Origin of the sequence: Nonomuraea sp. MG754425 (assembly GCF_021699195.1) — a bacterium.
GTDB lineage: Bacteria > Actinomycetota > Actinomycetes > Streptosporangiales > Streptosporangiaceae > Nonomuraea.
Genome location: NZ_SSXE01000041.1, coordinates 16,401 through 40,709, shown reverse-complemented (window position 1 = coordinate 40,709; position 24,309 = coordinate 16,401). Strand labels below are relative to the sequence as shown.

Here is a 24,309-nt window from a genome sequence, read left to right as displayed (position 1 = left end):
GCTCCTGATGCTCAGACGGCGTCGAAATCGACCTTCACGTGGTCGGTGACGGGGGTGGCGCGGCAGGTCAGCACGTATCCGGCGGCCTGCTCGCGCGGGCTCAGCGCCCGATCGCCCGACGTGCGCGCCCGGCCGCCGGTCACGAGCGCGCGGCAGGTGGCGCACACCCCGTTCCGGCACGAGTACGGCAGCTCGGGGCGGGCCGCCAGCGCGGCGTCCAGCAACGACTGGCCGTCCCGTACGTTGACCGTGGTGGTGCGGCCGTCCATGACGACCTCCAGGCGGCGTTCGCGCCCGTCGGCGGGCAGGGGCGGTGGCGGCGGCGCGGGGGCGCCGGTGTGGAAGAGCTCGGTACGCACGACCGCCTCCCGGCCGGCCAGCGCCTGCTCGCCCGCGCGCACCAGGCCGGGCGGGCCGCACACGAACCACTCGCCCGCCGGGGCGGCGGGGGGCAGGAGCGTGCCGATCAGGCTGGTGAGGGCGGCGGCGTCCAGGCGGCCTCCTGGCAGGCCCAGGCGGGGGTCCTCCCTGGAGAAGGCGTGCACCAGTTGCAGCCTGCCGACGTGCCGGTTCTTGAGGTCCGACAGCTCCTCGGCGAACATCATCGAGTCCACGCCGCGGTTGGCGTACACGAGGGTGAAGGTGCTGCGGGGCTCGGCGGCCAGGGCGGCGCGGGCCAGCGAGAGCACCGGCGTGATGCCGGAGCCGCCGGCGATCGCGCCGTAGCGGCGGGCGCGGGCGGGGTCGAGGTCCGTCGAGAACGAGCCGACCGGGGGCAGGACGTCGAGGACGTCGTCCTGGCGCAGCGCGCGGTGGGCGTGGGAGGAGAACGCGCCACCCGGCACCAGGCGGACGCCGATCGTGAGCGTGCCCTGCCCGGCCAGGTCGGCGGGGGTGGAGCAGAGCGAGTACGCGCGCCGCACCGCGCCCCGGCCGCCGGCGGGCGTGGCGCGCACGGTGACGTGCTGGCCCGGCCGGAAGGCGAACTCCTCACGCAGTTCGCCGGGGACGTCCAGGGTGATGGCCACCGCGCTGCCGTCCGGCGCCACGGTGCGTACGCCGGCCACGGTCAGGGGGTGGAAGCGCAGCCTGGCGCGGGTGGGCGCGGTGGCCGTCATCAGTGGTCCCGGAGGTGTTCGAAGGGCTGGCGGCAGCGGGTGCAGCGCCACAGGGCGCGGCAGAGCGTGGCGCCGTACCTGGCGATCTGGGCGGTGTCGGGTGAGCCGCAGTGCGGGCAGCGGACCGACAGGGTGAGCGGCACCGGCCCGCCGCCGGGCGGGGCCACTCCGGCGGCGCCGAGTTTGGCGCGGGCCTCCTCGCCGATCCAGTCGGTGGTCCACGGCGGGCTGTAGGTGACGAGGACCTCGACGTCGCGACCGCCGGCGGCGCGGGCGGCCGACACGATGTCGGACTTGATCACCTCCATGGCGGGGCAGCCGAGGTAGGTGGGCGTGACCGTGACGACCACCCGGCCGTCCTCGACGAGCACCTCGCGCAGGACTCCCAGTTCCTCGATGGTGAGCACCCGGAGTTCCGGGTCCCGCACCGCGGCGACGGCCTCCCGCACCCGCCCATCCACCCGCTCATCCGCCCGCCCATCCACCGGCCCGGCAGTCGGCGCGTCCAGCGGCCCGGACAGCGGCTCGGGCATGGGTTCGATGATCGGCTCGACCGTGGCGCCGGTCAGGGGGGCGGTCACCAGGTCGCTCCGGGGTGGGCGCGGCGCAGCGACTGCATCTCCGCGAGCATCCGGCCGAGCGCCTCGGTGTGCACGCCGTGCCGGCCGCCCGTCGGGGCCCAGCCGTCTTCGGGGCGGTTCAGTCCCGCCTCCTCCAGCACGGGCTCGACCCGGGCGAGCCAGCGGCCGCGCCGGTCGGAGCCCTCGAACAGCTCGTGGGTGTAGGGCCACACGTGATCGATCGCCTCCTGCATCCTGCGGTGGGACTCGGCGGTGCCGTCGCCGAGCAGTACGGTCCAGCGGGCGGCGTGGCCGGCGTGGTAGGCCGTCTCCTTGACCGCCTTGGCGGCGATCTGCGCGAGCCGGGAACCGCCGGCGGCCAGGTCGGTCTGCAGCAGGTGCTGGTGGGTGCCGAAGCACAGCAGCTTGGCCATGGTGACGGCGAAGTCGCCGTTGTCCAGCTCCACGAGCTGGACGTTGCGGAACTCGTGCTCGTCCCGCAGGTACGCCAGCTCGTCCTCGTCCCGGCCGAGCCCCTCCAGCTCCCCCGCGTACGACAGCAGCGCCCTGGCCTGGCCGAGCAGGTCGAGCGCGATGTTGGCCAGCGCCACGTCCTCCTCCAGCTCGGGGGCGCGGGCGCACCACTCGGCCATGCGCTGCGCGGCGACGAGCGCGTCGTCGCCGAGCGCCAGAACCTCCTCGAACAGCGGTGACGTCACAGGTTGTCGACCCCCTCGGGCGGCTCGAAGAAGGACGGGTGCCGGTACGGCTTGGCGTCGGCCGGGGCGAAGAGCGCGTCCTTCTCGTCCGGGCTGGAGGCGGCGATGCCGGCCGACGGCACCGCCCACACCGACACGCCCTCGCCGCGGCGGGTGAACAGGTCGCGGGCGTTGCGCAGCGCCATCCCGGCGTCCACCGCGTGCACGCTGCCGGCGTGCACGTGGCTGACGCCGCGGCGGGCCCGCACGAACACCTCCCACAACGCCCAGCCCGCCTCGTCCCCGGCCGGCCCGCCGCCACCCGGCCGAACGGCGTCCTCGCCAGGCGCCACAGCGGGAGCGGGTCCGGCCACAGGTCCAACGGCATGATCGACGGCGGATCCGGCGTCAGGTCCGGCCGCGGATCCGACGGCAGGGCCGGTGTCGGGGCCGGCGGCGTGTTTGGCGGCGTAGGCCGCGGCGGCCTCGCGGACCCAGGCGCCCTCCTCGTGCACCCGCCGCCGGAAGGCCAGCCGCTGCCGGTTGCACGGCCCGTGCCCGGCGACCACCCGCATCAGCTCGTCGTAGTCGGGCGGCGTGAAGTCGTGGGCGCCCCGGCCGGGGTTCCAGCGCAGCGCCGGGTCGGGCAGGGTGACGCCGAGCGCCTCCGCCTGGGGCACGCACATGTCGACGAAGCGCTGGCGTAGCTCGTCGTTGCCGGCCCGTTTGATCCGCCAGGCCAGCGACCGCGCCGAGTGCACCGACCGGGAGTCGGCCGGCCCGAACATGGCCAGCGCCGGGTACCACCAGCGGTCCACGGCGGCCTGCACCATCCGCCGCTGCTCCGGGGTGCCGTGCGACATCGTGTGCAGCAGGTCGAAGCCCTGCCGGTGGTGGAAGGACTCCTCCCGGCAGACGCGCACGAGCGCCCGCGCGTACGGGCCGTAGGAGGTGCGGCAGAGCGACACCTGGTTCACCACGGCCGCGCCGTCGGTCAGCCACGCGAGCGCGCCGACGTCCGCCCACGTCAGGGTCGGGTAGTTGATGAAGGACAGGTACTTCTGGCGGCCGGCGTGCAGCGCGTCCAGGAGCGCGTCCCTGCTCACGCCCAGCGTCTCGGCCGTGGCGTAGAGGTAGAGCCCGTGGCCCGCCTCGTCCTGCACCTTGGCGATGAGGATCGTCTTGCGCTCCAGGCTGGGCGCGCGGGCGATCCAGTTGGCCTCGGGCTGCATGCCCATGATCTCGGAGTGGGCGTGCTGGGCGATCTGCCTGATCAGGCTCTGGCGGTAGGGATCGGGCATCCAGTCCAGCGGCTCGATCTTCGAGTCCGCCTCGATCAGCGCCTCGAAGCCGGCGGGCCCGTCCGCGTCCGTGATCGGGGGCCGCTCCCCCGCGAACGGTCCCTGGTCCGCGGCGTCGATCTCCTCGAGTAACCGCTCGGTTCCCGGCGGCGGCAACACCTCCACGATGACCTCCTCGCGCTCCAGCGTCGTGCGGGCGGCCGCGCGCCGCATCTCGGGAATTGCGGAGGGGGGCGCAATCTCGGAGATGGCCGGACGGGGGCCGTGTGGAAGTGTCGGTCGTGGCGCGCGCCACAAACGGAGGAGACATGGGCCTGTTTCGGTACGCCGACCTTCCCGGGGAATTCAACATCGCCGCGTACTTTCTGGACCGCAACGACGACGGGCGCACCGCGCTGCTCACCGGCGCGGGCCGCACGACGTACGGTGAGCTGAAAGCGCTGGCCAACCGGGTGGGCAACCTGCTCACGAGCCTGGGCGTGCGCCGCGGCGACCGCGTCCTGCTGGCGCTGGGCGACGGCGTGGAGTCGGTCGCGACCTGGTACGGCGTGCAGAAGATCGGCGCCGTCACCGCCGAGGTCTACACCTACCTGCGTCCCAAGGACTACCGCTACTTCGCCGACTACGCCGAGCCCGCGCTCGTGGTGGCCGACCGGCTCACCCTGGACCCCCTGCGGGCCGCCGGGGTGTCGAACCTGCTGGTCGTGGGCGTGCGCCCGGAGGAGCTGCGGCCGGGCGAGCACTGCTTCGGGACGCTGGTCGCCGAGCAGCCCGACACGCTGGCCGCGGCCCGCACGAGCCCGCACGACGTGGCGATGTGGCGCTTCACGACGGGCAGCACGGGCGACCCCAAGGCGTGCGTGCTGCCGGCGCGCAGCGCGCTGCTGGCCTTCGAGTGGTTCGCCAAGGGCGTGATGGGGCTGCGGCCCGACGACGTGGTGCTGCCGGTGCCCAAGCTGTTCTTCGGCTACGCCAACAACATGACCGCGCTGTTCCCCTTCGGCGTCGGCGCCAAGGGCGTGGTGTTCGCCGAGCGCAGCACGCCGGAGACGATGTTCCGGCTGATCGCCGAGCACCGGCCGACGATCCTGATCAACGTGCCGACCATGATGAGCGCCATGGTCGCCCATCCGGACGCGGGCTCGTACGACCTGAGCTCGTTGCGGGTGTGCGTCTCGGCCGGGGAGGCGCTGCCGCTGGAGCTGCACCGCAGGTGGCTGGAGACGTTCGGGGTCGAGGTCATCGACGGCATCGGCTCGTCGGAGATGTTCCACGGCTACGTGTGCAACCGGCCGGGCGCGTCCCGGATGGGCACGCTGGGCCAGGTGGTGCCCGGCTACGACGTGCGGGTGGTGGACGCCGACGGCGTGCCGGTGCCCGACGGCGAGGTGGGCCGGCTGCAGATCACCGGCGAGACGGCCGCGCTGGGTTACTGGCAGGCGCCGGAGAAGTCGGGCGAGGTGTTCGTGGCCGAGCACACCGTGCGCTCCGGCGACCTGTTCTCCAGGGACGACGAGGGTTTCTACTACTACAAGGGCAGGGTCGATGACATGTTGCGGGTGGGCGGCCGTTGGGTCGCCCCCGCCGAGGTCGAGAACTGCCTGCGCGCGCACCCGCTGGTGGTGGAGTGCGCTGTCGTGGGTTACGAGGTGGACGGGCTGACGCTGCCGCGGGCGTACGTGGTGGCGAGCGGCGAGCTGAGCGCGGCCCAGGTGCGGGAGTTCGTCCGCGAGCGGCTCGCGCCGCACAAGTGCCCGCGCAGCGTGGTCTTCGTGGACGATCTGCCCGAGACCGCCTCCGGCAAGCTCAACCGCCTGGCCCTGCGCACGCAGTGAAGGCGCGCCGGGCGGGCCGAACCGCCGCGCACCCTGTGCGGGTGCGCGGCGCCGGTTACCTGCCCGGTGAGCGCGGCAGGTCGTCCAGCTCCAGGCCGAACCAGGTGCGGTAGGCCTCGCGCAGTTCCTCGTCGCCGTCGTACACGATCGTGGTCCGGGTCCCGTTCTCGCGCAGCACCAGCCGGTCGCCGTAGAGCGTGACCCGGCCGGCCCGCGTCGGCAGCGTGCAGTACAACTGCGTGATGGTGGGCGCGTCGGCGGCGTTGCAGTACCACCACCACATGTGCTCGAAGTCGTCGATCAGGCGCGGCCGGGTCTCCATCCGGTACTGGCGGGTCCCGTCGCGGAACAGGTCGAGGTCGCCCAGCGGCGCCTCGGCGAGCAGGAAGGTGCCCTGCGGGTCCCGCTGCGGCTGCCGTGAGGTGAGGGCCAGCGGGCGGCGGGAACCCCGTCCGTAGCCGACGTCCACGAGCCAGGGGCCGGACGCGTCGGCGGTGCCGACCCGCAGCACCATGTGGCCGAGCACGGGGCCGAGCACGCCGTCGTCGGACATGCGGGCCGCCAGCACGTCCACCGCGAAGCCCAGGGCGCGCAGCACCTCGGCCAGCGCCCCGTTGAGCTCGAAGCAGGTGCCGCCGCGCCGCCGGTTGACGATCTTGTCGAGTGCCCCGGCGCCGATCCGCTGGGGCCTGCGCAGGTGGAAGTCGATGTTCTCGTACGGCACCGACAGCACGTGCCGCTCCTGGAGGTCGGCCAGGGCGTCGGCGGTGGGCCGGGCCGGCCGGGCGGCCCCGATGCGTGCCAGGTAGGCGTCAACGACCTCATCGGTCAGCGGAGTCGTCACAGGACCCAGGGTCGGGGGCGCGGGCACCGGGGCGCTTCCTCTGCCTTGCGCACCGGGGCTCCGCAACGCGGGAGAAGCGCACGGGGGCGGTCGCGGTGACGATGGATGGGCCCGTACCGAACCGGGAGGCGAGGCACATGGGTGACATCACCCTGGAGAGCGCGAGCGCGGACGACTGGGACGAGATCCACGAGATGTTCTCCGCGGCACTGAACTTCGACCCGAATCCGGCCGGCTCCGCCGCCGACCGGCAGCTCTTCGAGCCGGACCGCACGCTCGTGGCCCGGCGCGACGGGCGGATCGTCGCCACGATCGGCGCGGTCACCCGCCGGATCGCGATCCCCGGCGGCGTCATCGACGCCGCGCACAGCGGTCGCGGCGCGGTCGCGGCCACGGCCCGGCGGCAGGGCCTGCTGACCAGGCTGCTGCACCGCCACATGGCGGACGCGCGGGAGCTGGGCGAGTCCATCAGCGTCTGCTGGGCCAGCGAGGGCCGCATCTACCAGCGGTACGGCTACGCCCTGGCGGTCCGCAGGGTCGGGCTGGCCCTCGACACGCGCGAGGCCGGCGTGCCGGTCACGTCCGGCGCGGGCGTGCTGGCCGACGGCTCCCCCGAGGAGCTGAGGGACGTGCTGGTCAAGACCTACGACGAGGCGTACGCGCAGCGTCCGGGCTGGTCGGAGCGGACGTCCGCGCACTGGGACTACCGCCTGGCCGATCTGCCGCACATGCGCGGCGGCGCGACGGCGCTGCGCGCGATCACGCACGAGGGCGAGCAGGGCATCGACGGCTACGCGCTGTGGCGGGCCACCGGCGACTGGACCGACACCGGCCCCGTCGGCGAGGTGCGCGTGGAGGAGCTGGTGGCGACGACCGCCGAGGCGTACGCGGAGCTGTGGCGCTTCCTCACCACGATCGACCTGACCAGGACGACGCGCATCTGGTCGTGCTCGGTGGACGAGCCGCTGTTCTACTGGGTGGGCGAGCCGCGCAAGCTGTCGGCGACGGTGAGCGACGGGCTGTGGGTGCGGGTGCTGAACGTGCCGCAGGCGCTGGCCGCGCGCCGCTACGCCGCCCCCGTGGACGTGGTGATCGAGGTGCGGGACGCGGTGCTGCCCGGCAACACGGGCCGCTGGCGGCTGACGGGCGCGCCCGGCTCGGCCACCTGCGTGGCCACTGACGACGACGCCGACCTGCGCTGCGACATCCGCGCGCTCGGGGCCGCCTACCTGGGAGGCGCGTCGCTGACCGCGCTGGCCGGGGCCGGGCTGGTGACGGAGCTGACGCCGGGCTCGCTGGCGGCGGCCACGACCGCGTTCGGCTGGCACCGGCCGCCGTCCGCCTTCGAGATCTTCTGAGCCGGGGAGCCCCTGTGACCACCGTCGATTCCCGTCCAGCGGCGGCGCTGCCCGCGACCGTCATCACGCCCGGCGACCCGCGCTACGCCAGCATGCTGCGCGGCATGAACCACCGGTTCGCGGGCCGTCCCGACTACGTGCGCGTGGTGAGCACGACCGCCCAGGTGGTGGCCGCGGTGGACGACGCGGTACGTGCGGGCAGGCGGGTGAGCGCGCGCAGCGGCGGGCACTGCTTCGAGAACTTCACCGCCTCCCCCGACGTGCAGGTTCTGCTGGACATGTCCGAGATGACCGCCGTCGGCTTCGACCCGGAGCGGCGGGCGTTCATGATCGAGCCGGGCGCGACGCTGGGCCAGGTCTACCGCGCCCTGTTCAAGGGCTGGGGCGTGACCGTGCCCGGCGGCGAGTGCACCGAGGTGGGCTTCGGCGGCCACATGGTGGGCGGCGGGTACGGCCCGCTGTCACGCAGGTACGGCGCCATCGTCGACTACCTGCACGCCGTGGAGGTGGTGGTGGTCGGCGCGGACGGCACGGTCACGGCCGTGGTCGCCACCGACGACCCCGCCGACCCGCACCACGACCTGTGGTGGGCGCACACCGGCGGCGGCGGGGGCAACTTCGGCGTCGTGACCCGCTACTGGGTGCGCAGCCCCGGCGTGCTCTCCTCCGACCCCGAGGAACTGCTGCCGAAGGCCCCGGGCCGCTGGCGTTCCGGGCACCTGATGTGGTCGTGGGAGTCGATGACCGAGCGGGCCTTCGCCACCATCCTGCGCAACTTCGGCACCTGGTACGAGCGCAACAGCGTGCCGGGCTCGCCGCGGGCGAACCTGTTCGGCTTCTTCGAGGGCCTGGGCCGCACCGCGCACGTGATGGTCGGCGGCTCGATCGACGACGAGGTGCCCGGCGCGGAGGAGCTGCTGACCTCCTACCTGGACACGATCGCCGAGGGCGTGGAGGTGGCGCCCGCGCACCGGGGCCAGCAGACCCAGCCGTGGTTGTACGGGGCGTCCTACCCCGGGCACGGCGACCCCGGCAACGAGTTCACCCGCCGCCTGAAGATCAAGGCGGGTTATCTCCGCAAGGGGTACACCGACCAGCAGATCGCCACCATCTACAGCTACCTCAGCACGCAGGACTACGTGCCGGCGCTCATCGTCATCGGCTACGGCGGGCAGGTGAACACGGTCGCCCCGCACGCCACGGCCGTGGCCCAGCGCGACAGCGTGCTCAAGGCCGTCTACCTGTCGGTGTGGGGCGGCGAGGACGAGGACGAGACCCGGATCGCCCGGCTGCGCGCCTTCTACCGCGACGTCTACGCCGAGACCGGCGGCGTGCCCGTGCCGGGCGAGGTGAGCGACGGGTCGTACATCAACTATCCCGACGCGGACCTGGCCGACCCCGCGTGGAACACCTCGGGCGTCCCCTGGCACACCCTCTACTACAAGGACAACTATCCGCGGCTGCGCCAGGTGAAAGGCCGCTACGACCCGCGCGGCGTGTTCCGCCACGCGCTTTCCGTCGAACCGCCGGAACAACGCCTCTGAATGAACCCCGGCAGGCACCCGGGAATGCCACCCGAATAACTCCGCAATGACGAAGATGTGCTTTTCCGGGGGCCGAAACCAAGCTGGTGGCAATCGTTCGGCTCCAGAAGGAGTGGTCATGACAACGAATATCGTCGACGGCTCGGGGGCGGGCACCCGGCAGGGTGACCCCGGGCCGTCCGGCGGGCTCAAGCGGCAGTATTTCCCGGAACTGCAGGGAATTCGCGCGCTGGCGGTGCTGGCGGTGATCACCGTGCATTCGGCGTTCACCGGCGGGCTGCTCGGCGTGGACGGGCGGCCGGGCGACGGCTTCGGCGCGATCCTGCTCGAACGCGTCACCCGCGAGTCGCTGCCCATCCTGTTCGCGCTGTCCGGCTTCCTGCTCTACCGGCCGTTCGTGCTGGTGACGCTGGCCGGGGCGGCCAGGCCCAACCTCAAGGCGTACGCCTGGCGCCGCTTCCTGCGCATCTTCCCCGCGTTCTGGCTGGTCGTGGTGGGCACGCTCATCCTGATCGGCGGCGACAAGGTCACCGGCTTCTGGCAGGTGTTCCGCGTCGTCATCATGCAGCACGTGTACGTGGCCGGCGACATCACGCCGGGCCTGGAGTCCACGTGGAGCATGGCGACCGAGATCGCGTTCTACGTGGCCCTGCCGATCATGGCGTGGGCGGGCCACCGGATGACCCGGAGCGTCGCCGACCCGGTGGCCAAGGCGCGCCGGCTGCTGGCCGCGCTGTTCGTGGTGATCCTCATCGGGTACGCCTACTCCGCCTACAGCCACCTGCCCGAACTCGGCCCGTACCCGGTGCAGGGCAACTGGCCGCCCGGCTGGTTCGGTTACCTGTCGATCGGGATGGGGCTGGCCGTGCTGTCGGTCGCCGCGGAGATCCGGCCGGACCGGCTGATCGGCCCGTACCGGTGGATCGCCCGGCACCCGGGCGCCACCTGGGCGGTCGCCGGGATCGTCATCCTGCTGTTCTGCTTCTCGCCGGCCGGCGGGCAGGGCACGGTCGACTACCCGCCCACCTCGGTGCTGCTGTTCGACCAGCCGATCGACCTGCTGATCACGGGGCTGCTCCTGGCGCCGCTGACCGTGCCGGGCATGCGGTCGAAGGTGCTCTCGGGGCTGCTGACGTTCGGCCCGCTCCAGTACGTCGGGCGGGTGTCGTACAGCATGTTCCTGTGGCACATCCCGTTCATCTATATCTGGAACGGGTCCCTGTTCGGCGCCGAGAGTTTCCCGTTGCTCCTGCTCCAGGTGATGGGCAGCAGCTTCCTCACCGCCGTGGCGGCGTACTACCTCGTCGAGAAGCCCGCACTGACGCTCAGGAACAAGCTCGGCAAGGCGTCCAAGGAGCCGAGCACGCCGGTGCTGGTGCGCTGAGCCGGAACGGAGACCATCGTGAAGATCGGCCTGGAGATCGGCGGCTATAGCTGGGACGGCGGCCCCGCCCGCATGGGCGAGACGCTGGCCACGGTCGCACGGACAGCCGACGACGCCGGCTTCGCCCTCATCGGGGTCGGCGACCACCTGTGGCAGGGCCCCCACGCCGGGGGCCCCGGTGAGCCGATGCTGGAGTGCTTCACGGCGCTGGCCGTGATCGCCGCGCACACCCGGCGCTGCGTGCTGGGGCCGGTGGTCGCGGGGGTGCACCTGCGCCACCCCGCCCTGCTCGCCAAGCTCGTCACCAGCCTGGACGTGCTGTCCGGCGGGCGGGCCATGCTCGGCGTCGGGGTCGGCTGGTACGAGGAGGAGGCCCACGGCCTCGGACTGCCCTACCCCAGCCTGTCGCAGCGCTTCGAGATGCTGGAGGAGACGGTCCGGATCTGCCACCTGATGTGGGGGGAGCGGCCGAGCCCGTTCGAGGGCCGGCACTACCGGCTGGAACGGCCGGTCGGCGCGCCGGCGAACCTGACCGCGCCGCACCCGCCCATTATGATCGGCGGCGGCGGCGAGCGCACCCTGCGGCTGGTCGCCCGGCACGCCGACGCCTGCAACCTCTACCCGGGCCCCGACCTCGGGGCCAAGCTGGAGCTGCTGCGGCAGCACTGCGAGCGCGAGGGACGCGACTACGACTCGATCGAGAAGACGTGCGTCCTGCCGTTCGAGGTGGGGCCGGACGGTGCCGGGTGCGGTGAGCTGGCCGAGACGTTGCTCGGGATCGGCGAGCAGGGCGTCGAGACCGTCATAGGGATCCTCATGGGGCCTGATCCCGTGCGTGACGTCGAGCTCATCGCCGGCAAGGTGCTGCCCGCGGTGACCTGAGCAGGTGACCTGAGCCGTGGCCCGCGATGGCGCGGGCCACGGCTCTCGTCATGCCCCGCCTGCGCCGTCGCCCCCGCATGAGTGAGCGCCCCGCGAGCCGCGGGGCGCTCACCTCACAAGGGTCAGGCCGACGCCGCGCCCGCCGTGACGGGCCGCAGCCCGGCCGCGACGGGCTCCAGGACGACCGGCAGGTTGCGGTGGCCGTTCATGATGAACGTGGGCAGCGGCACCAGCTCCTCCGCCGGCACCGCCAGCCGCATGTCGGGGAAGCGGGCCAGCAGGGTCGAGAGGCTGACGGTGGCCATCAGCCGCGCCACCCCGGCGCCCAGGCAGTAGTGCGGGCCGAAGCCGAAGGAGATGTGCTCCTTGTCGGCCCTGGTGAGGTCGAAGCGGTCGGCGTCCGCGCCGTGCAGCTCGGGGTCGCGGCCCAGGGCGGCGTAGTTGATGATGAGCGGGTCGCCCTTGGGGATGGTGACGCCGCCGACCTCGATGTCCTCGACCGCGTACCGCATGGGCAGGTGCGCGAGCGGGGAGTGCACGCGCAGCGTCTCCTCGATGACCTGCTCCCAGGTGGCCGCGCCGGAGGTGACCAGCTCGCGCTGGGCGGGGTCGGACAGCAGCGCCGTCAGGGCGTTGTCGATGAAGTTGATCGTGGTCTCGGAGCCCGCGCCGAGGATGGCGAAGATGGTGTCGGTCAGCTCCGACTCGCTCAGCCGGGAGCCGTCCTCGTCGCGGGCGGCGATGAGGTCGCTGGTGATGTCCTCGCCCGGGGTGCGGCGCTTGGCGGCGATGAGCTCCTCCATCGCGCCGCGCCAGCCCTCCAGGATGGAGCGGGCCGTCTCCGGCGTGACGGTGGTGTCCACCATCATGTCGATGACCTTGCCGGTGGCCGCGCGCGCCGCCTCCGGCATGCCGATGAGGTCGGCGACCAGCCGGGCCGGCAGCGGGTTGGCGAACTGCGTCTTCAGGTCGGCCACCGCGCCGGGCGGGGTGGCGGCCAGCCCGTTGACGAGCTCCTCGGTCAGCTCGACGACGCGCGGCCGGATCGCCTCGACGCGCCGGGGCGTGAACGCCTTGCCGACCAGCCGGCGCAGGCGCATGTGGTCGCGGCCGGCGGCGGTGGCGATGTTGTCCATGGCCACCCAGCTGATCAGCTCCCAGTCGGGACGGATCTCACCGTTGCCGAAGGCCGGCCAGTGCTTGCGCGCGCTCTTGGTGACGCGCGGGTCCGTCAGGAGCTGCTTGGCCTGCCGGTGGCTGTTGATCGACCAGACGGCCACGCCACCGGGCAGCTCCACCCGGGTCGGTCCGAGCCGGCGCAACCGGGCCGCCTCGGCGTGGATGTCTCGGCCGGTGGGGTCGAGGGCGAAGGGACAGCTTTTCTCCATCGATTTCTCCCGGAATCATCGCGTGGTGAGGCTGCGAAACGAATACCGGGGCAGCCCACCGGATTTTCGCAGTGTACGGCGGAACACGACGGCAATCGACAGTTCCGGCGCCGTCCGGGCACGGTCCGCATTCTGGCGGAAATTCCCGGCGGGCCGCACGTCAAAAGATGCGGACCCGGTCCGGCCCAGCCAGAATTTCGAACAGTGGATTGCGATGTTGAACAGCCGCGGGCGCACGTCCGGAGACAAGGTGTCAGCCTTGACTGAGACTTTTGATGAGCGCGGATTCCGACGAATCGTGACCTCATCTATCCAAGACGAATTGTGGTTCCTCCAGAAGCTGGTGCCCGAGTCGCCGGCGCACAACGTGTGCCGGGCGTACCGGGTGCGCGGCGGGCTGGACGTCGCCGCGCTCGGGCGGGCGTGGCGGGCCACCGTACGACGGCACGAGATCCTGCGCACCACGCTCGTCGAAGCGGACGGCCTGCCGGTCCAGCAGATCGCGGCCGACTGGGACGAGGAGCGCTCGTTCACCGACCTGGGCCCGGTCCGGGACCTTCCCCTTCCCCTCGAACGGCTGGCTGCCACGCCGTTCGACCTGGGCGCGGGCCCACTCACCCGGCTGTTCAGCGCGGAGGCAGGGCCGGACGAGCACGTCGTGCTCATCCTGGCCCACGAGGCCGTGCTGGACGAACAGTCCATGGACCAGCTCGTCGAGGAGCTGTCCGACGCCTACGGCGGCGGCGGGTCGGGCACGCCCGTCCGGTACGCCGACTTCGCCCAGTGGCAGCGCGACCAGGCTTCCACGCCGGACTTCAACCGGCTGCTCGACCAGTGGCTGGCCACGTTGCGCCCGCTGCCCGGGTCGTTGTCGCCGGCGGCCGACCGCAGCCGTCCCGACGGGCCGTCGTTCCTGGGTGGGGCGGCGCCGTACGACTGGGGCGACGACGTCGCCGCGGCGCTGACCGCGCTGTCGTGGGCGGAGGGCGTCCCGCCGTTCGTCATCCTGCTGGCCGCCTTCCAGACGCTGCTGCACCGGCACAGCGGGGAGGCGCGGGTGGCGGTCGGGGTCCCGGTCGGGCTGCGGCCCGCGGGCATGTTCGCCGACCTGGTCGGGTCGTTCCGCAACACGCTGGTGCTGTGTGCCGACTTCACCGGCCGGCCCACGTTCAGGGAACTGCTGGGCAGGGTGGCGCGGACGGCCGAGGGCGCGTACGAGCGGCGCGAGGTGCCCTTCGACCGGCTCGTCCGCGCGTTGAAGATCGACCGCGATCCGCGCCGGACGCCGCTGTGCGACGCGATGTTCGTCTACCGCGACTCCGCCCGCGCCGAGCTGCGGCTGCCCGGCCTGGCCGTCACCCCGCTGCCGGTGCGCAGCGGGGCCGTGACGGCCGACCTGACCCTCTCCGTGGACGCCGTCTTCCCCTCGGTCGCCGGGACGCTCTCCTACCGGTCGAGCCTGTTCGAGCCGGGCACGGGCGTGCGGATCCTGGAGCAGCTTCGCACGCTGCTCACGGCCGCGCTGCGCGAGCCCGGACTGCGGGTGGACGCGCTGCCCCTCGACGACCTGCGCGGCATCGGCGCCGCCGTGCGCGCGGCCGACCTGACCTCGGTGCTGCCCGCCACGCGCTCCGCGCCCCGGCTGGTCCACGAGGCCGCCGCGCGCGGGCCGGAGTCGGCGGCGCTGAGCTGGGACGGGACGGGCGTCTCCTACCGGGAGCTGGAGCAGCGGGCCGCGCGGGTCACCGCGGCGCTGCGGGCCGGGGGCGAGGTCGAGGGCCTGCCGGTGGTGGTGCGGATGGCCTCGGGGCCCGGCCTGGCGACGGCGCTGCTGGGCGTGCTCGACGCGGGCGCGCACGTCGTCTGCCTGCCCACGGGCGACACGGGCGAGCGCGCCCGCTCGATGCTCGCCGGTCTCCGCCCGGCCCGCCTGCTGCTGGACGGCGACCCGGCCGGGGACGACCTGGCCGGCTGGTACGCCCGCGAGCTGGACGGCCTCGTCCTCGACATGACGGCCGCCACCGGAACGGCCGGAGCCGCGCCCGAACCCCCCGACCCCCAGGACCGGTCCCGCACGACCGAACCGGAAGAGCAGGCCCGCACGACCGCGCCGGAGGAGGCCGTGTGCGCGGCCGGGCTGGCCGAGCGGGCCTACGTCACCTACACCTCGGGCTCGACGGGCCGGCCGAAGGGCATCGTGCAGACGCACGGCGCGCTCGCCCAGTTCACCACCTGGCTGGCCGCCGAGACCCGCCTGGGCCCGGGAGCGCGGCTGGCCCAGTGGGCCGCGCCAGGCTACGACGCCGGCCTGGTCGAGATCTTCGCGGCCCTCACCTCGGGAGCGACGCTCTGCCCGGTGCCCGACCGGATCAGGGCCAACCCGGAGAAGCTGGCCCGCTGGCTGGCCGAGGAGCGGATCACGCACTTCCAGACGGTGCCGAGCTTCGCCAGGCGACTGCTCGAAGCGGTCACCGGCCTGGGGCTCGCGGACGAGCTGACCGGGCTCGGGCACGTGCTGCTGGCCGGGGAGGCGCTGCCGGGCGAGCTGGCCGGCCGCCTGCGCGCGACGCTGCCCGGCGTCCGGCTGCTCAACCTGTACGGGGCGACGGAGACGATCCTGGCCACCTGGCACGAGGTCACCGGCGACGGGAGCGCGGAGGGGACCGTGCCCATCGGCACCTCCATCCCCGGCCGCCACGTGCTGGTGCTCGACGACCTGGACCGGCCCTGCCCGGCGGGCGTCACGGGGCACATCGTGGTGCGCAGCCCGTACGTGGCCCTCGGCTACATCGACGCCGGGGCCGAGGCCGGGCAGGTCTTCCGGCCCGTGCGCGGGCTGGAGCTGTTCGGCGCGCCGGGCGGCCGGTTCTACCACACCGGCGACCTCGGCCGGCTGCGCTGGGACGGGCTGCTGGAGTTCCGCGGCCGGGTGGACGGCCAGATCAAGTTCAACGGCAGCCGGCTGGACCTCGCCGAGGTGGAGGCCGAACTGTCCGCCCACGAGTCGGTGGCCGAGTGCGCGGTCGTGGCGGCGGCGGGCCCGGACCACCTGGTGCGCCGCCTGCTCGCCTACGTGGTGCCGCACCCGATGCGCGGCTTCTCCGCCGACGAGTTGCGCGCCGGGCTGCGCCGCCGCTTCGGCAAGGGCGTCCCGCCCGTCTCCATCAGAACCGTGACCGCGCTGCCCAGGAACGTGGGCGGCAAGATCGACCGGCGCGCCCTGGCCGGCTCGGGAGTGACGCCGGCCCGCACGGCCGGCAGCAGGATCGAGCAGGAGGTCGCCGACATCTGGCGGGAACTGCTGGGGGCCGACGTCGCCGGGCCCGACGACACGTTCTTCGCCGCGGGCGGCCATTCCATGCTCGCGACGCGCCTGCTCGACCGGGTCCGCAAGCGCCTCGGCGTCGAGGTGTCGCTGTGGCAGTTCCTCAGCAACCCGACGCCGGCCGGCCTGGCGGGCCTCGTCGAAGCCCGGGTGCTGCTCCGCGACGCGGAGGAGCGCCAAGCAGTGCCCACACAAGCCGCAACCCAACGCATGGCGGGGTGAGAAATGACTCTGGTCGAAACGGATACCACGGTCGACTTCGATGGCGAGAGCCTGAGTGTCGAGACCGTGCGGCTCGTCGCCGAGAACGGCGCCACCTGCAACGTCACGCCGGTGGCGCTGGCGAAGGCGGCGGCCACCCGGCAGCTCTTCGAGGAGACCATCCGGGACGGCATCCCCGTCTACGGCGTCACCACCGGCTACGGCGAGATGATCTACATGCTGGTGGACCCGGCGAAGGAGGTGGAGCTGCAGACGAACCTGGTCCGCAGCCACTGCGCCGGCGTCGGGCCGGTCTTCGCCGAGGACGAGGCCAGGGCCGTGCTCGCGGCCCGGCTCAACTGCCTGGCCAAGGGCTACTCGGCGGTCCGTCCCGAGCTGATCGAACGGCTCGCGCTCTACCTCAACCTCGGTGTCACGCCCGCCATCCCGCAGATCGGCTCGCTGGGCGCGAGCGGCGACCTGGCCCCGCTCGCGCACGTCGCGGCCACCCTCATCGGCGAGGGGTACGTGCTGCGCGACGGCCACCCCGTCGAGACCGGCCCGGTGCTGCGCGAGCTGGGCATCGAACCGCTGAGCCTGCGGTTCAAGGAGGGCCTGGCCATGATCAACGGGACCTCGGCGATGACCGGGGTCGGCAGCCTGGTGGCCGGGCGGGCGATGGAGCAGATCCGGCAGGCCGAGATCGTCACGGCCCTGGTGTGCGAGGCGCTGCTCGCCTCCACCAGCCCCTTCATGGCCGAGGGCCACGACCTGGCCCGGCCGCACCGCGGGCAGATCGACTGCGCCGCGAACCTGCGGGCGCTGATGGAGGGCAGCGAGCTGACGGTGGAGCACAGCGAGCTGCGGCGGGCGCTCAAGGCCGACCCGCACCGGCTCGACGTGCTCAAACGCCGGGAGCCACGCGGCCGGTCCGCCAAGCGCGACGCCGGCGAGGGCGAGGGCGTCCAGCGGACCGAGGTCTACCTGCAGAAGGCGTACACGCTGCGGGCGATCCCGCAGGTGGTCGGCGCGGTGCGGCAGGCCGCCTACCACGCGACGGAGACGCTGGAGATCGAACTCAACTCCTCCAACGACAACCCGCTGGTCTTCGCCGGCAAGGAGATCTTCCACGGCGCGAACTTCCACGGCCAGCCGGTCGCGTTCGTGATGGACTACCTCACCATCGCGCTGACCCAGCTCGGCGTCATGTCCGAGCGCCGCACCAACCGGCTGCTGAACCGCTACCTGAACAACGGCCTGCCGGAGTTCCTCGTCGCGGGCGACCCGGGGCTCAACAGCGGGTTCGCGGGCGCGCAGTACCCGGCGACGGCGCTGGTGGCCGAGAACCGGACGATCGCGCCGGCCAGCACGCAGAGCGTGCCGTCCAACGGCGACAACCAGGACGTCGTCAGCATGGGCCTGATCGCCACCCGCAACGCGCGCCGGGTGCTGGAGAACAACTGCCGCATCCTCGCCGTCGAGTGCCTGGCCGCCGCGCAGGCGGTGGACCTGTCGGGGCGGCGCGACCGGCTCGGCCGGGCGAGCCGGCAGGCGTACGAGACGGTGCGCTCGCTGGTGCCCGCGCTCGCCTGCGACCGGTACATGGCCGACGACATCGAGCTCGTGGCGGCGGCCCTGTCGCGCGGCGAGCTGGCGGACGCCGTCCAGCAGACCGGCGTCGAGCTGCGGTAGGGAGGCGATCATGACGGTCGTGGGCGAGGCCATCCCGCTCTCGTTCAACCAGGACTTCCTGTGCCTGTTCGACAAGGGCGACGCGGAGGGGCCGTTCGGTCCGACGTACAACATCGTGTGCGGGTGGCGGCTCACCGGGGAGGTGGACGCCGGCGCGCTCCAGGAGGCGCTGGACGAGCTGGTGGTCCGGCACGAGGCGCTGCGCACCGAGATCGTCCGGCGGGAGGGCGAGCGGCACCAGCGGGTGCTCGCCCCGACGCCGGTCCGGCTCACGGTGCGCGACCTCGACGCGGGGCCGCAGGAGCGGGCCCGGCGGGCCGAGGAGCTGCTCATCGAGCTCGAACAGGGCCGCTACGGCATCGACGAGCTGCCGCTGGTGCGGGCGGTGCTGGCCCGCTTCGACGAGCGGGACTCGGTGCTGGCGCTCATCGCGCACCACACGGCGGTGGACGAATGGTCGATGAAGCTGCTGATCAGGGAACTGTCGGTGCTGTACGCCAGGCGGCGCGGCCTCGACCTGCCCGCGCCGGCCCAGCCGCAGCAGTACCGGGCGTACGCGCTGTGGGACCGCGAGCGCCCGGCGCTGCCGGAGGCGGAGCGGGCGCGGGCGTACTGGCGTGAGACGCTGCGCGACGCCCAGGTGATCCCCACCAGGACCGACCACCGGCGCTCGGAGGAGCGGCCCAAGTGCACGGCCGCCCACCGTTTCCTCGTGGACGCGGAGCTGACGAGCGCGGCGCTGAGCCTGGCCGCGCAGACCCGCAGCTCGCCGTTCATGGTGATGCTGGCCGCGTACAAGGTGTTCCTGAGCCGCTCCACCGGCGCGACGGACATCACGGCGACCACGTTCTCCTCGGGACGGGGCCTGGCGCGCTTCCAGAACACGATCGGCTCGTTCTTCAACCTGCTGCCGATCAGGACCGACCTGACCGGCTGCGGCACGTTCCGCGAGGTGATCGCGCGCACGCGGCTGTCGTGCGTGCGCGCCTACCGGCACGACATCCCGTTCCCGCAGATCGTCGAGCAGGCGCCGGACGTCACCGCCTCGTTCGCCGGCGACGACACCTGCGTGGTGTCGTTCCAGGTCTTCCAGTTCCCCTTCACACTGGACGGCGAGCAGGTCGGCGACCTGACGTACGCGGACATCCGGCGCCGCCTGATCTCGCAGCCGGTCACCACCGACATCCCCGACGGCGCACTGTGGACGCTGGACATCGACCCGGCCGGGGACATGGTGTGCAGCCTGTGGTTCAACACGAACCTCTTCGAGGAGACGACGGTCAAGGACATGGTGGCGCGGTTCCTGCGGTCGCTGCGGGAGACGCTGCTGCGCCCGGACGCTCCGCTGAACGCACGAGAGAAAGGCGATCTATGATGGCGGGCCTGACCCGGTTGACGTCCGGCGCCGCGCTCGACGACCTCGTGGCGGTCCTCGAGCGGGACGGCGCGGCGATCGTGGAGGACCTCGTGGGCGCGGACGTCCTCGCCGGGCTGTGGGCCGACCTCGGCCCCTGCCTGGAGTCCGGCGACTTCTCCGGAAACTGGTACGACGGCCTGCGCACGCGGCGGGTGTCGTCCCTGTTCGCGCGCACGTCCCGGTTGACGCCGGTCGTCACGCACCCGCTGTACCTGGGCGCGGCCCGGGCGCTGATGCAGAAGCCGGTCACGATGTGGATCGGCCGCGCGCGCCAGGAGATGGTGCCCAGCATCCAGGTCAGCACCACGCAGCTCATCCAGATCCACAAGGGGCAGGGCAAGATGCCCCTGCACCGCGACGACGCCCTGCACCTGCGCCCGCACCCGGGGCCGACGACGCGGGTGCAGCTCATGCTGGCGATGAGCGAGTTCACCGCCGCCAACGGCGGCACGCTGGTCATCCCGGGCAGCCACCACTGGGACGACGAGCGCGCCCCGAAGTCCGCCGAGGCCATCCCGACCGAGCTGCCGCCGGGCGGCGGGCTCATCTGGGTGGGCGGCGTCTACCACGGCGGCGGCAGCAACGACACCGACCGGCCGCGCACCGGCCTGACGATCGCGCTCGACCTGGGCAACCTGCGCCAGGAGGAGAACCAGTACCTCGCCGTCCCCAAGGAGAAGGTGCTGGCCTATCCGGAGGAGGTGCGGCGGCTGCTCGGCTACGACCGCTGCCCGCCCGGCCTGGGCTGGGTCGAGATGAACGACCCCGACATCGTGCTGGCCGACGACGCGACCATCCGCGAGGCGGGCCTGGTGACCCGCTGAGCGGGCGCGCGGCTCCCTGATCCGGGCCCGGCCGCCGGTCATCGCGATCTCCGCGTTGTCCGGCGGCCGGGTCCGGCCTGGTTCGCCCGCCTCTCGTGCTCGTTCGTCAGGCGCGGGGCGTGCAAGTGCGGACCTTCCGCAGTCGCACCCGGGAGGGAGCGGGGCCGCTCGGGCTCACCGTCCGGGGTCTGTCACCCCCGCGTTCTCCGCGGCCGGCGACACCGCGGTTTCCAGCACCCCGCGGGCCGCGTCGTAGGAGGCGCGGATCAGCGAGACCTGGTCTCCGGCCCACAACTTCTCCGACTGGATCTCGACCTCCCACCAGCCGTCGAAGCCGCCGTCGAGCAGGTCCGCGCACAGCGCCGGCAGGCCCGCGACCCCCTCGCCGGGGAGCAGCCGGTCGAGGTCCGCTCCGGGGCCGGGCGGAGCCCAGTCGGACAGGTGCACGATCCGGACCCGCCGGCCCGCCCGGTCGGCCTGCTCGCGCAGCCGGGCGTCCCACCACACGTGCCAGGTGTCGAGGACGACGCCCCCGGTGCCGCTCCGCCCGACCAGGGCGTGGGCGTCCGCCAGCGACGTCACGACCGATTCCGCGACGAGGACCGGGTGGAGCGGCTCGACGAGCACCTCGGCCCCTTCGCGGGCCGCCCGCTCCAGCAGTTCGTCCACCGCGAAGACCGCCTTCTCCCACGCCTGTCGCGGGCCGAGCGGGCCGGCCGGGCCGCCGACCACCACCACGAGCGGCACGCCCAGCTCCGCCGCGGCGGCCAGCCGGCGCGCCGCCTCGGCCAGCCGCGCCGCCTGCGCCTCGGGGGTGGGGCCGATGAGTCCGGCGAACGCGCACACGCTGGTGGCGCTCAGCCCTTCGCCGTCCAGGACGGCGGCCACTTTCCGCACCCCGAGTTCATCGATGGTCGACGGGAGGATTCCGAGCCCTTCGAAGCCGGCTTCGCGGGCGGTACGGGCAATGATTTCCAGAGGGAGGTCCCGGGCGGTCAGCTCATTGCAGGAGATGCGCAGTCCTTCGACCGTCGCGGCCCTACTCGATTCACCCATGACGGCGATTCTGTAGTGCCGGGTGGCGCCTGTAAAACAACGGCCTGCGCGGCGGGCGGCCGGGAGAGCGTCATCGCAGGGCGGCCCCGTCAGGGGTGGTCGCCCGCCCTGCGTTCCAGCTCCGCCGCCAGCGAGTTCCAGACGTCGGCGCAGCCGTGGGCGATCTTCGCGATACTGATCGCGGAGTGCGGCGGCACGCTGCCGAGCGCCTCCCTCGACTGCTCCATGGTCACCAGATGCGCGCCCAGCCAGCGCAACAGGCTCCGGCCCGACTCGCTGTAGCGCAGCACGGGATCCAGGCGCAGCCGGTCGAACACCGTGACGAGGTCCTGCTCGCCGGCCGGTCCCGGCGCGGCGTCGAGGACGTCCGGCTCGCGCAGGCCGGGCGGCACGGGGTCCTCCCCCGAGGCGAGGCGGGCCCGCACGTCCCGTACGGTGCCGACCGAGACGCGCGCCTCCTGCGCGATCTCCCGCAGGGACGCCTCCGGCCTGGCGATGAGCACACTGGAGGCGATGCGCCGGCCCTCGGCGGTGCTCAGGGGCCGCACCCTGCCGTCGCGCCCGAGCCGCCGCGCGCTCTCGCCGTCCTTGGACGAACGGCGGATCCGGGCTACGGTCTTCGCGGACAGACCCGTGGTGCGGGCGATCGCCCGGTCCGACAGATGCGGATGGGAGTCGATGACGCGGGCCGCGGCCGTCTGGCGCTCGGCCTGGGTCAGCGGCAGCCCGTGCGCGGTGTTCGCCGCCACCGCGAGCCGGAACGTCTCGGCCGCGTCGCCGCGGAAGTAGCGGACCTCGATCTCCGCCTGCCCGTTCAGCAGCGCGGCCTCCAGCCGGTGCATCCCGTCGATGACCCGCAGGCTCGGGTGGTGCACGATGATGGGCGGCAGCCGGTCGTCGGTCTCCGCCAGCACGCGCACGTGGTTGCGGTCCACGCCCGCCAGGCGGGGCGAGTCGGCCGCGCTCAGCCTGCTGACATGCACTCTGACCACTTCTCGCGAAACCGCGAGCGCCTCGTCGCCGGACGACGCCGGCACGTGGTCCTGGTCGGCCCTGCCTGAATGGAGTCCAGCCACAACACCCAGCTTTCTGGGCCGTCGTCCCGGAGTCGGGGCGGCGCGCCTTTCCGGCTTTCCGAAATCGGTCGGACGATCTTCGTCAGAGAATAATCAGGCGCGGTATAGGACGAGTATGTTCTCGTTCCCATTCGGCCCGGCGGCGAGGTCACGCGGCACGTCAGAAGGGTGAGCCGGCTGGTTCCGGCCCACCCTCGGAGGTCTTCCGGACGCCCTCAGTCGTCGTGCACGGACTGGAGGGTGTCGCGCAGGCGGCGCAGGTCGTCGAAGGAGGACAGGTCGGGCACCCGCCAGCCGTCGAGGTCGTACTCGTCGAGGCACGCGTCGGCGAACGCCTTGTAGCCCTCGGTGTGCCCGTCGGCGATCTGCGACGAGAGCAGCTCCACCCGGGTGTTCTCGTGGTTGCCCGCGTAGTTGCGCTCGTACAGCTCGTGCCGGCCGCCGAACTCGGTGCCCACGCAGTCCCACAGCAGCTTCATCACCTTGACGCGCTCCTCCGCCTCGACTCCGCCCGAGCCGCGCAGGTACCGGTCGAGGTGCCGGCGGATCTCGGGGTTGTGGAAGTCCTCGGCGCTGGAGTTGATGTAGATGAGGCCGCTGGCGATGTCCTGCTCGATGATCTCCTTGATCCGCGGGTAGCCGATCTGCATGAACCACCGGTAGGCCAGGCCGTACTGCGGATTGGGCAGCACGGCCCCGCCGACCCACGGCACGGGGTTGCGGGCGGCGGCGTCCGAGAGCGCCCAGAACAGGTTGCGCCAGGCGAGCACCTCGCCGAGCCGGCTCTGCACGCCGCGGAAGTCCTTGGTGCCGGTGATCTCCACGGCCTTGAGCAGCAGGCCCGCGATGAACTCCAGCTTGACCGCCAGGCGGGTGCAGCCGTGGAAGGTGAAGCGCTCGGGGAAGCCGGAGCGGCCGGTGAAGAGCTGCACCTTGCCCAGGTGGCCGTAGATGAACACGTTCTCCCAGGGGATGAGCACCTTGTCCATCACGAAGATGGTGTCGTTCTCGTCCAGACGGGAGGAGAGCGGGTAGTCGAACGGGCTGCCCATGACGGCCGCGGTGGCCGTGTACGACGGGCGGCAGATCAGCTTCAGGCCCGGCGCCCCCATCGGCACGGTGGCCACCAGGGCGAACTTCCTGTCCTTGATCGGCAGGCCGTAGTGGGCGATGAAGTTGTAGTGGGCCAGCGCCGAGCCGGTGGCGACGACCTTGGCGCCGCTGACCACGAGCCCGGCGTCGGTCTCCTTCTCGACGTGCACGAAGACGTCGGCGACCTCGTCCGGCGGCCGGTTGCGGTCCACCGGCGGGTGCACGATCGCGTGGTTCCAGAACAGGACCTTCTCCTGCGACTCCTTGTACCAGCGGCGCGCGTTGTCGGAGTACGGCTCGTAGAAGTCGGCGTTGGCGCCGAGCGTGCCGAGGAAGGCCGCCTTGTAGTCGGGGCTGCGGCCCATCCAGCCGTAGCTCATCCTGGCCCACTCGGCGATGGCCCGCTGGTGGGCGACGAGGTCGTCGGCCGAGCGCGGGGTGGTGAAGAAGGCGTGGGTGAAGCCCTCGCCGCCGGTGTCGGTCGGCGCGATCAGGTTCTGGTTGCGCTCGGGGTCGTGCAGCGCGTCGTACAGCCGGGCCGTCATGCGCACCGGGTTGTGGAACGCGGGGTGCGCGGTGACGTCCTTGACGCGTTCGCCGTACAGGTAGATCTCGCGGTCGTCGCGCAGGCTCTCGATGTACTCGGCGCCGGTCATCGGTCGCGTCGCTGCCACGCCGGCCTCCTTCCGCTTCGGCTCGTTGAGGTTCGGCTCG

General features: G+C 72.8%; 18 protein-coding genes and 1 pseudogene. 9 read left to right on the top strand and 10 right to left on the bottom strand.

All coding sequences use genetic code 11. The features are described 5' to 3' along the window. Positions 1 to 11 precede the first annotated feature (11 nt). From FAF44_RS16685 to paaA, 5 genes and pseudogenes are all read right to left on the bottom strand, one after another. The gene (locus tag FAF44_RS16685; RefSeq protein ID WP_237104080.1) at positions 12 to 1,118 is read right to left on the bottom strand and encodes a 2Fe-2S iron-sulfur cluster-binding protein; all 1,107 of its coding nucleotides are present in this window, start codon (positions 1,116 to 1,118) and stop codon (positions 12 to 14) included. Beyond that, entirely contained in the window at positions 1,118 to 1,699 is a 582-nt protein-coding gene (paaD, locus tag FAF44_RS16680) for a 1,2-phenylacetyl-CoA epoxidase subunit PaaD (RefSeq protein ID WP_237104079.1), read from the bottom strand. The genes FAF44_RS16685 and paaD overlap by 1 nt, the downstream gene beginning before the upstream one ends. Continuing rightward, positions 1,696 to 2,397: a 1,2-phenylacetyl-CoA epoxidase subunit PaaC gene (gene paaC, locus FAF44_RS16675; protein WP_237104078.1), complete on the bottom strand. Its 702-nt coding sequence runs from the start codon at positions 2,395 to 2,397 to the stop codon at positions 1,696 to 1,698. The genes paaD and paaC overlap by 4 nt, the downstream gene beginning before the upstream one ends. After that, positions 2,394 to 2,660: a 1,2-phenylacetyl-CoA epoxidase subunit PaaB gene (paaB, locus tag FAF44_RS16670; RefSeq protein WP_237104105.1), complete on the bottom strand. Its 267-nt coding sequence runs from the start codon at positions 2,658 to 2,660 to the stop codon at positions 2,394 to 2,396. The genes paaC and paaB overlap by 4 nt, the downstream gene beginning before the upstream one ends. 177 nt (positions 2,661 to 2,837) lie before the next feature. Then, a pseudogene (gene paaA, locus FAF44_RS16665) lies at positions 2,838 to 3,752 on the bottom strand (1,2-phenylacetyl-CoA epoxidase subunit PaaA); the annotation flags it as partial. A gap of 233 nt (positions 3,753 to 3,985) precedes the next feature. Here paaA and FAF44_RS16660 point away from each other — a divergent pair. Further along, positions 3,986 to 5,512, top strand: a complete 1,527-nt coding sequence (locus FAF44_RS16660) for a benzoate-CoA ligase family protein (RefSeq protein ID WP_237104077.1) — start codon at positions 3,986 to 3,988, stop codon at positions 5,510 to 5,512. 55 nt (positions 5,513 to 5,567) lie between these two features. Here FAF44_RS16660 and FAF44_RS16655 read toward each other — a convergent pair whose 3' ends face one another. Next, on the bottom strand, positions 5,568 to 6,356 hold the full coding sequence (locus FAF44_RS16655; RefSeq protein WP_237104076.1) for an arylamine N-acetyltransferase: 789 nt from the start codon (positions 6,354 to 6,356) through the stop codon (positions 5,568 to 5,570). Between the two features lie 137 nt (positions 6,357 to 6,493). Between FAF44_RS16655 and FAF44_RS16650 the strand changes: the two genes are divergently transcribed. From FAF44_RS16650 to FAF44_RS16635, 4 genes are all read left to right on the top strand, one after another. After that, complete coding sequence (locus tag FAF44_RS16650) at positions 6,494 to 7,714, top strand: GNAT family N-acetyltransferase (RefSeq protein ID WP_237104075.1); 1,221 nt, start codon at positions 6,494 to 6,496, stop codon at positions 7,712 to 7,714. A 14-nt stretch (positions 7,715 to 7,728) separates the two neighbouring features. After that, on the top strand, positions 7,729 to 9,258 hold the full coding sequence (locus FAF44_RS16645) for an FAD-binding oxidoreductase (protein ID WP_237104074.1): 1,530 nt from the start codon (positions 7,729 to 7,731) through the stop codon (positions 9,256 to 9,258). 118 nt (positions 9,259 to 9,376) lie between these two features. Next, positions 9,377 to 10,642 carry an acyltransferase gene (locus FAF44_RS16640; RefSeq protein WP_237104073.1) on the top strand — a complete coding sequence of 422 codons (1,266 nt, stop codon included), beginning with the start codon at positions 9,377 to 9,379 and terminating at the stop codon, positions 10,640 to 10,642. A gap of 18 nt (positions 10,643 to 10,660) precedes the next feature. After that, entirely contained in the window at positions 10,661 to 11,524 is an 864-nt protein-coding gene (locus FAF44_RS16635) for an LLM class F420-dependent oxidoreductase (protein ID WP_237104072.1), read from the top strand. 122 nt (positions 11,525 to 11,646) lie between these two features. On the opposite strand, the gene FAF44_RS16630 is transcribed toward FAF44_RS16635, so the two are convergent. Then, positions 11,647 to 12,912: a cytochrome P450 gene (locus FAF44_RS16630; protein WP_237104071.1), complete on the bottom strand. Its 1,266-nt coding sequence runs from the start codon at positions 12,910 to 12,912 to the stop codon at positions 11,647 to 11,649. On the opposite strand from FAF44_RS16630, the gene FAF44_RS16625 reads away from it, so the two are divergent. The 4 genes from FAF44_RS16625 to FAF44_RS16610 are packed head-to-tail and all read left to right on the top strand — an operon-like array spanning position 12,866 to position 20,371. Further along, entirely contained in the window at positions 12,866 to 16,459 is a 3,594-nt protein-coding gene (locus FAF44_RS16625; protein WP_308193331.1) for an AMP-binding protein, read from the top strand. The two genes, FAF44_RS16630 and FAF44_RS16625, sit on opposite strands and share 47 nt — an antisense overlap. Before the next feature lie 3 nt (positions 16,460 to 16,462). Continuing rightward, positions 16,463 to 18,130, top strand: coding sequence for a tyrosine 2,3-aminomutase (gene cmdF / locus FAF44_RS16620; RefSeq protein WP_237104069.1), 1,668 nt, complete (start codon positions 16,463 to 16,465; stop codon positions 18,128 to 18,130). Between the two features lie 10 nt (positions 18,131 to 18,140). After that, positions 18,141 to 19,505 (top strand): condensation domain-containing protein, encoded by a 1,365-nt coding sequence (locus FAF44_RS16615; protein ID WP_237104068.1) that lies wholly within the window; start codon positions 18,141 to 18,143, stop codon positions 19,503 to 19,505. Further along, entirely contained in the window at positions 19,502 to 20,371 is an 870-nt protein-coding gene (locus tag FAF44_RS16610) for a phytanoyl-CoA dioxygenase family protein (protein ID WP_237104067.1), read from the top strand. The genes FAF44_RS16615 and FAF44_RS16610 overlap by 4 nt, the downstream gene beginning before the upstream one ends. A gap of 174 nt (positions 20,372 to 20,545) precedes the next feature. On the opposite strand, the gene FAF44_RS16605 is transcribed toward FAF44_RS16610, so the two are convergent. The 3 genes from FAF44_RS16605 to FAF44_RS16595 all read right to left on the bottom strand — a co-directional run bounded on the left by FAF44_RS16605 (position 20,546) and on the right by FAF44_RS16595 (position 24,269). Further along, on the bottom strand, positions 20,546 to 21,427 hold the full coding sequence (locus FAF44_RS16605) for a sugar phosphate isomerase/epimerase (RefSeq protein WP_237104066.1): 882 nt from the start codon (positions 21,425 to 21,427) through the stop codon (positions 20,546 to 20,548). A gap of 89 nt (positions 21,428 to 21,516) precedes the next feature. After that, complete coding sequence (locus FAF44_RS16600) at positions 21,517 to 22,410, bottom strand: ParB N-terminal domain-containing protein (protein ID WP_237104065.1); 894 nt, start codon at positions 22,408 to 22,410, stop codon at positions 21,517 to 21,519. A gap of 308 nt (positions 22,411 to 22,718) precedes the next feature. Then, complete coding sequence (locus FAF44_RS16595; RefSeq protein ID WP_237104064.1) at positions 22,719 to 24,269, bottom strand: 4-hydroxyphenylacetate 3-hydroxylase family protein; 1,551 nt, start codon at positions 24,267 to 24,269, stop codon at positions 22,719 to 22,721. Between the last annotated feature and the right edge of the window lie 40 nt (positions 24,270 to 24,309).

Excerpts from the sequence above, each read along its gene's own strand:
- FAF44_RS16630 (WP_237104071.1), bottom strand. The coding sequence starts at position 12,912 with ATGGAGAAAAGCTGTCCCTTCGCCCTCGACCCCACCGGCCGAGACATC.
- FAF44_RS16660 (WP_237104077.1), top strand. The coding sequence starts at position 3,986 with ATGGGCCTGTTTCGGTACGCCGACCTTCCCGGGGAATTCAACATCGCC.
- FAF44_RS16625 (WP_308193331.1), top strand. The coding sequence starts at position 12,866 with ATGTCTCGGCCGGTGGGGTCGAGGGCGAAGGGACAGCTTTTCTCCATC.
- FAF44_RS16640 (WP_237104073.1), top strand. The coding sequence starts at position 9,377 with ATGACAACGAATATCGTCGACGGCTCGGGGGCGGGCACCCGGCAGGGT.
- FAF44_RS16685 (WP_237104080.1), bottom strand. The coding sequence starts at position 1,118 with ATGACGGCCACCGCGCCCACCCGCGCCAGGCTGCGCTTCCACCCCCTG.
- FAF44_RS16650 (WP_237104075.1), top strand. The coding sequence starts at position 6,494 with ATGGGTGACATCACCCTGGAGAGCGCGAGCGCGGACGACTGGGACGAG.
- cmdF (WP_237104069.1), top strand. The coding sequence starts at position 16,463 with ATGACTCTGGTCGAAACGGATACCACGGTCGACTTCGATGGCGAGAGC.
- FAF44_RS16615 (WP_237104068.1), top strand. The coding sequence starts at position 18,141 with ATGACGGTCGTGGGCGAGGCCATCCCGCTCTCGTTCAACCAGGACTTC.
- FAF44_RS16610 (WP_237104067.1), top strand. The coding sequence starts at position 19,502 with ATGATGGCGGGCCTGACCCGGTTGACGTCCGGCGCCGCGCTCGACGAC.
- FAF44_RS16605 (WP_237104066.1), bottom strand. The coding sequence starts at position 21,427 with ATGGGTGAATCGAGTAGGGCCGCGACGGTCGAAGGACTGCGCATCTCC.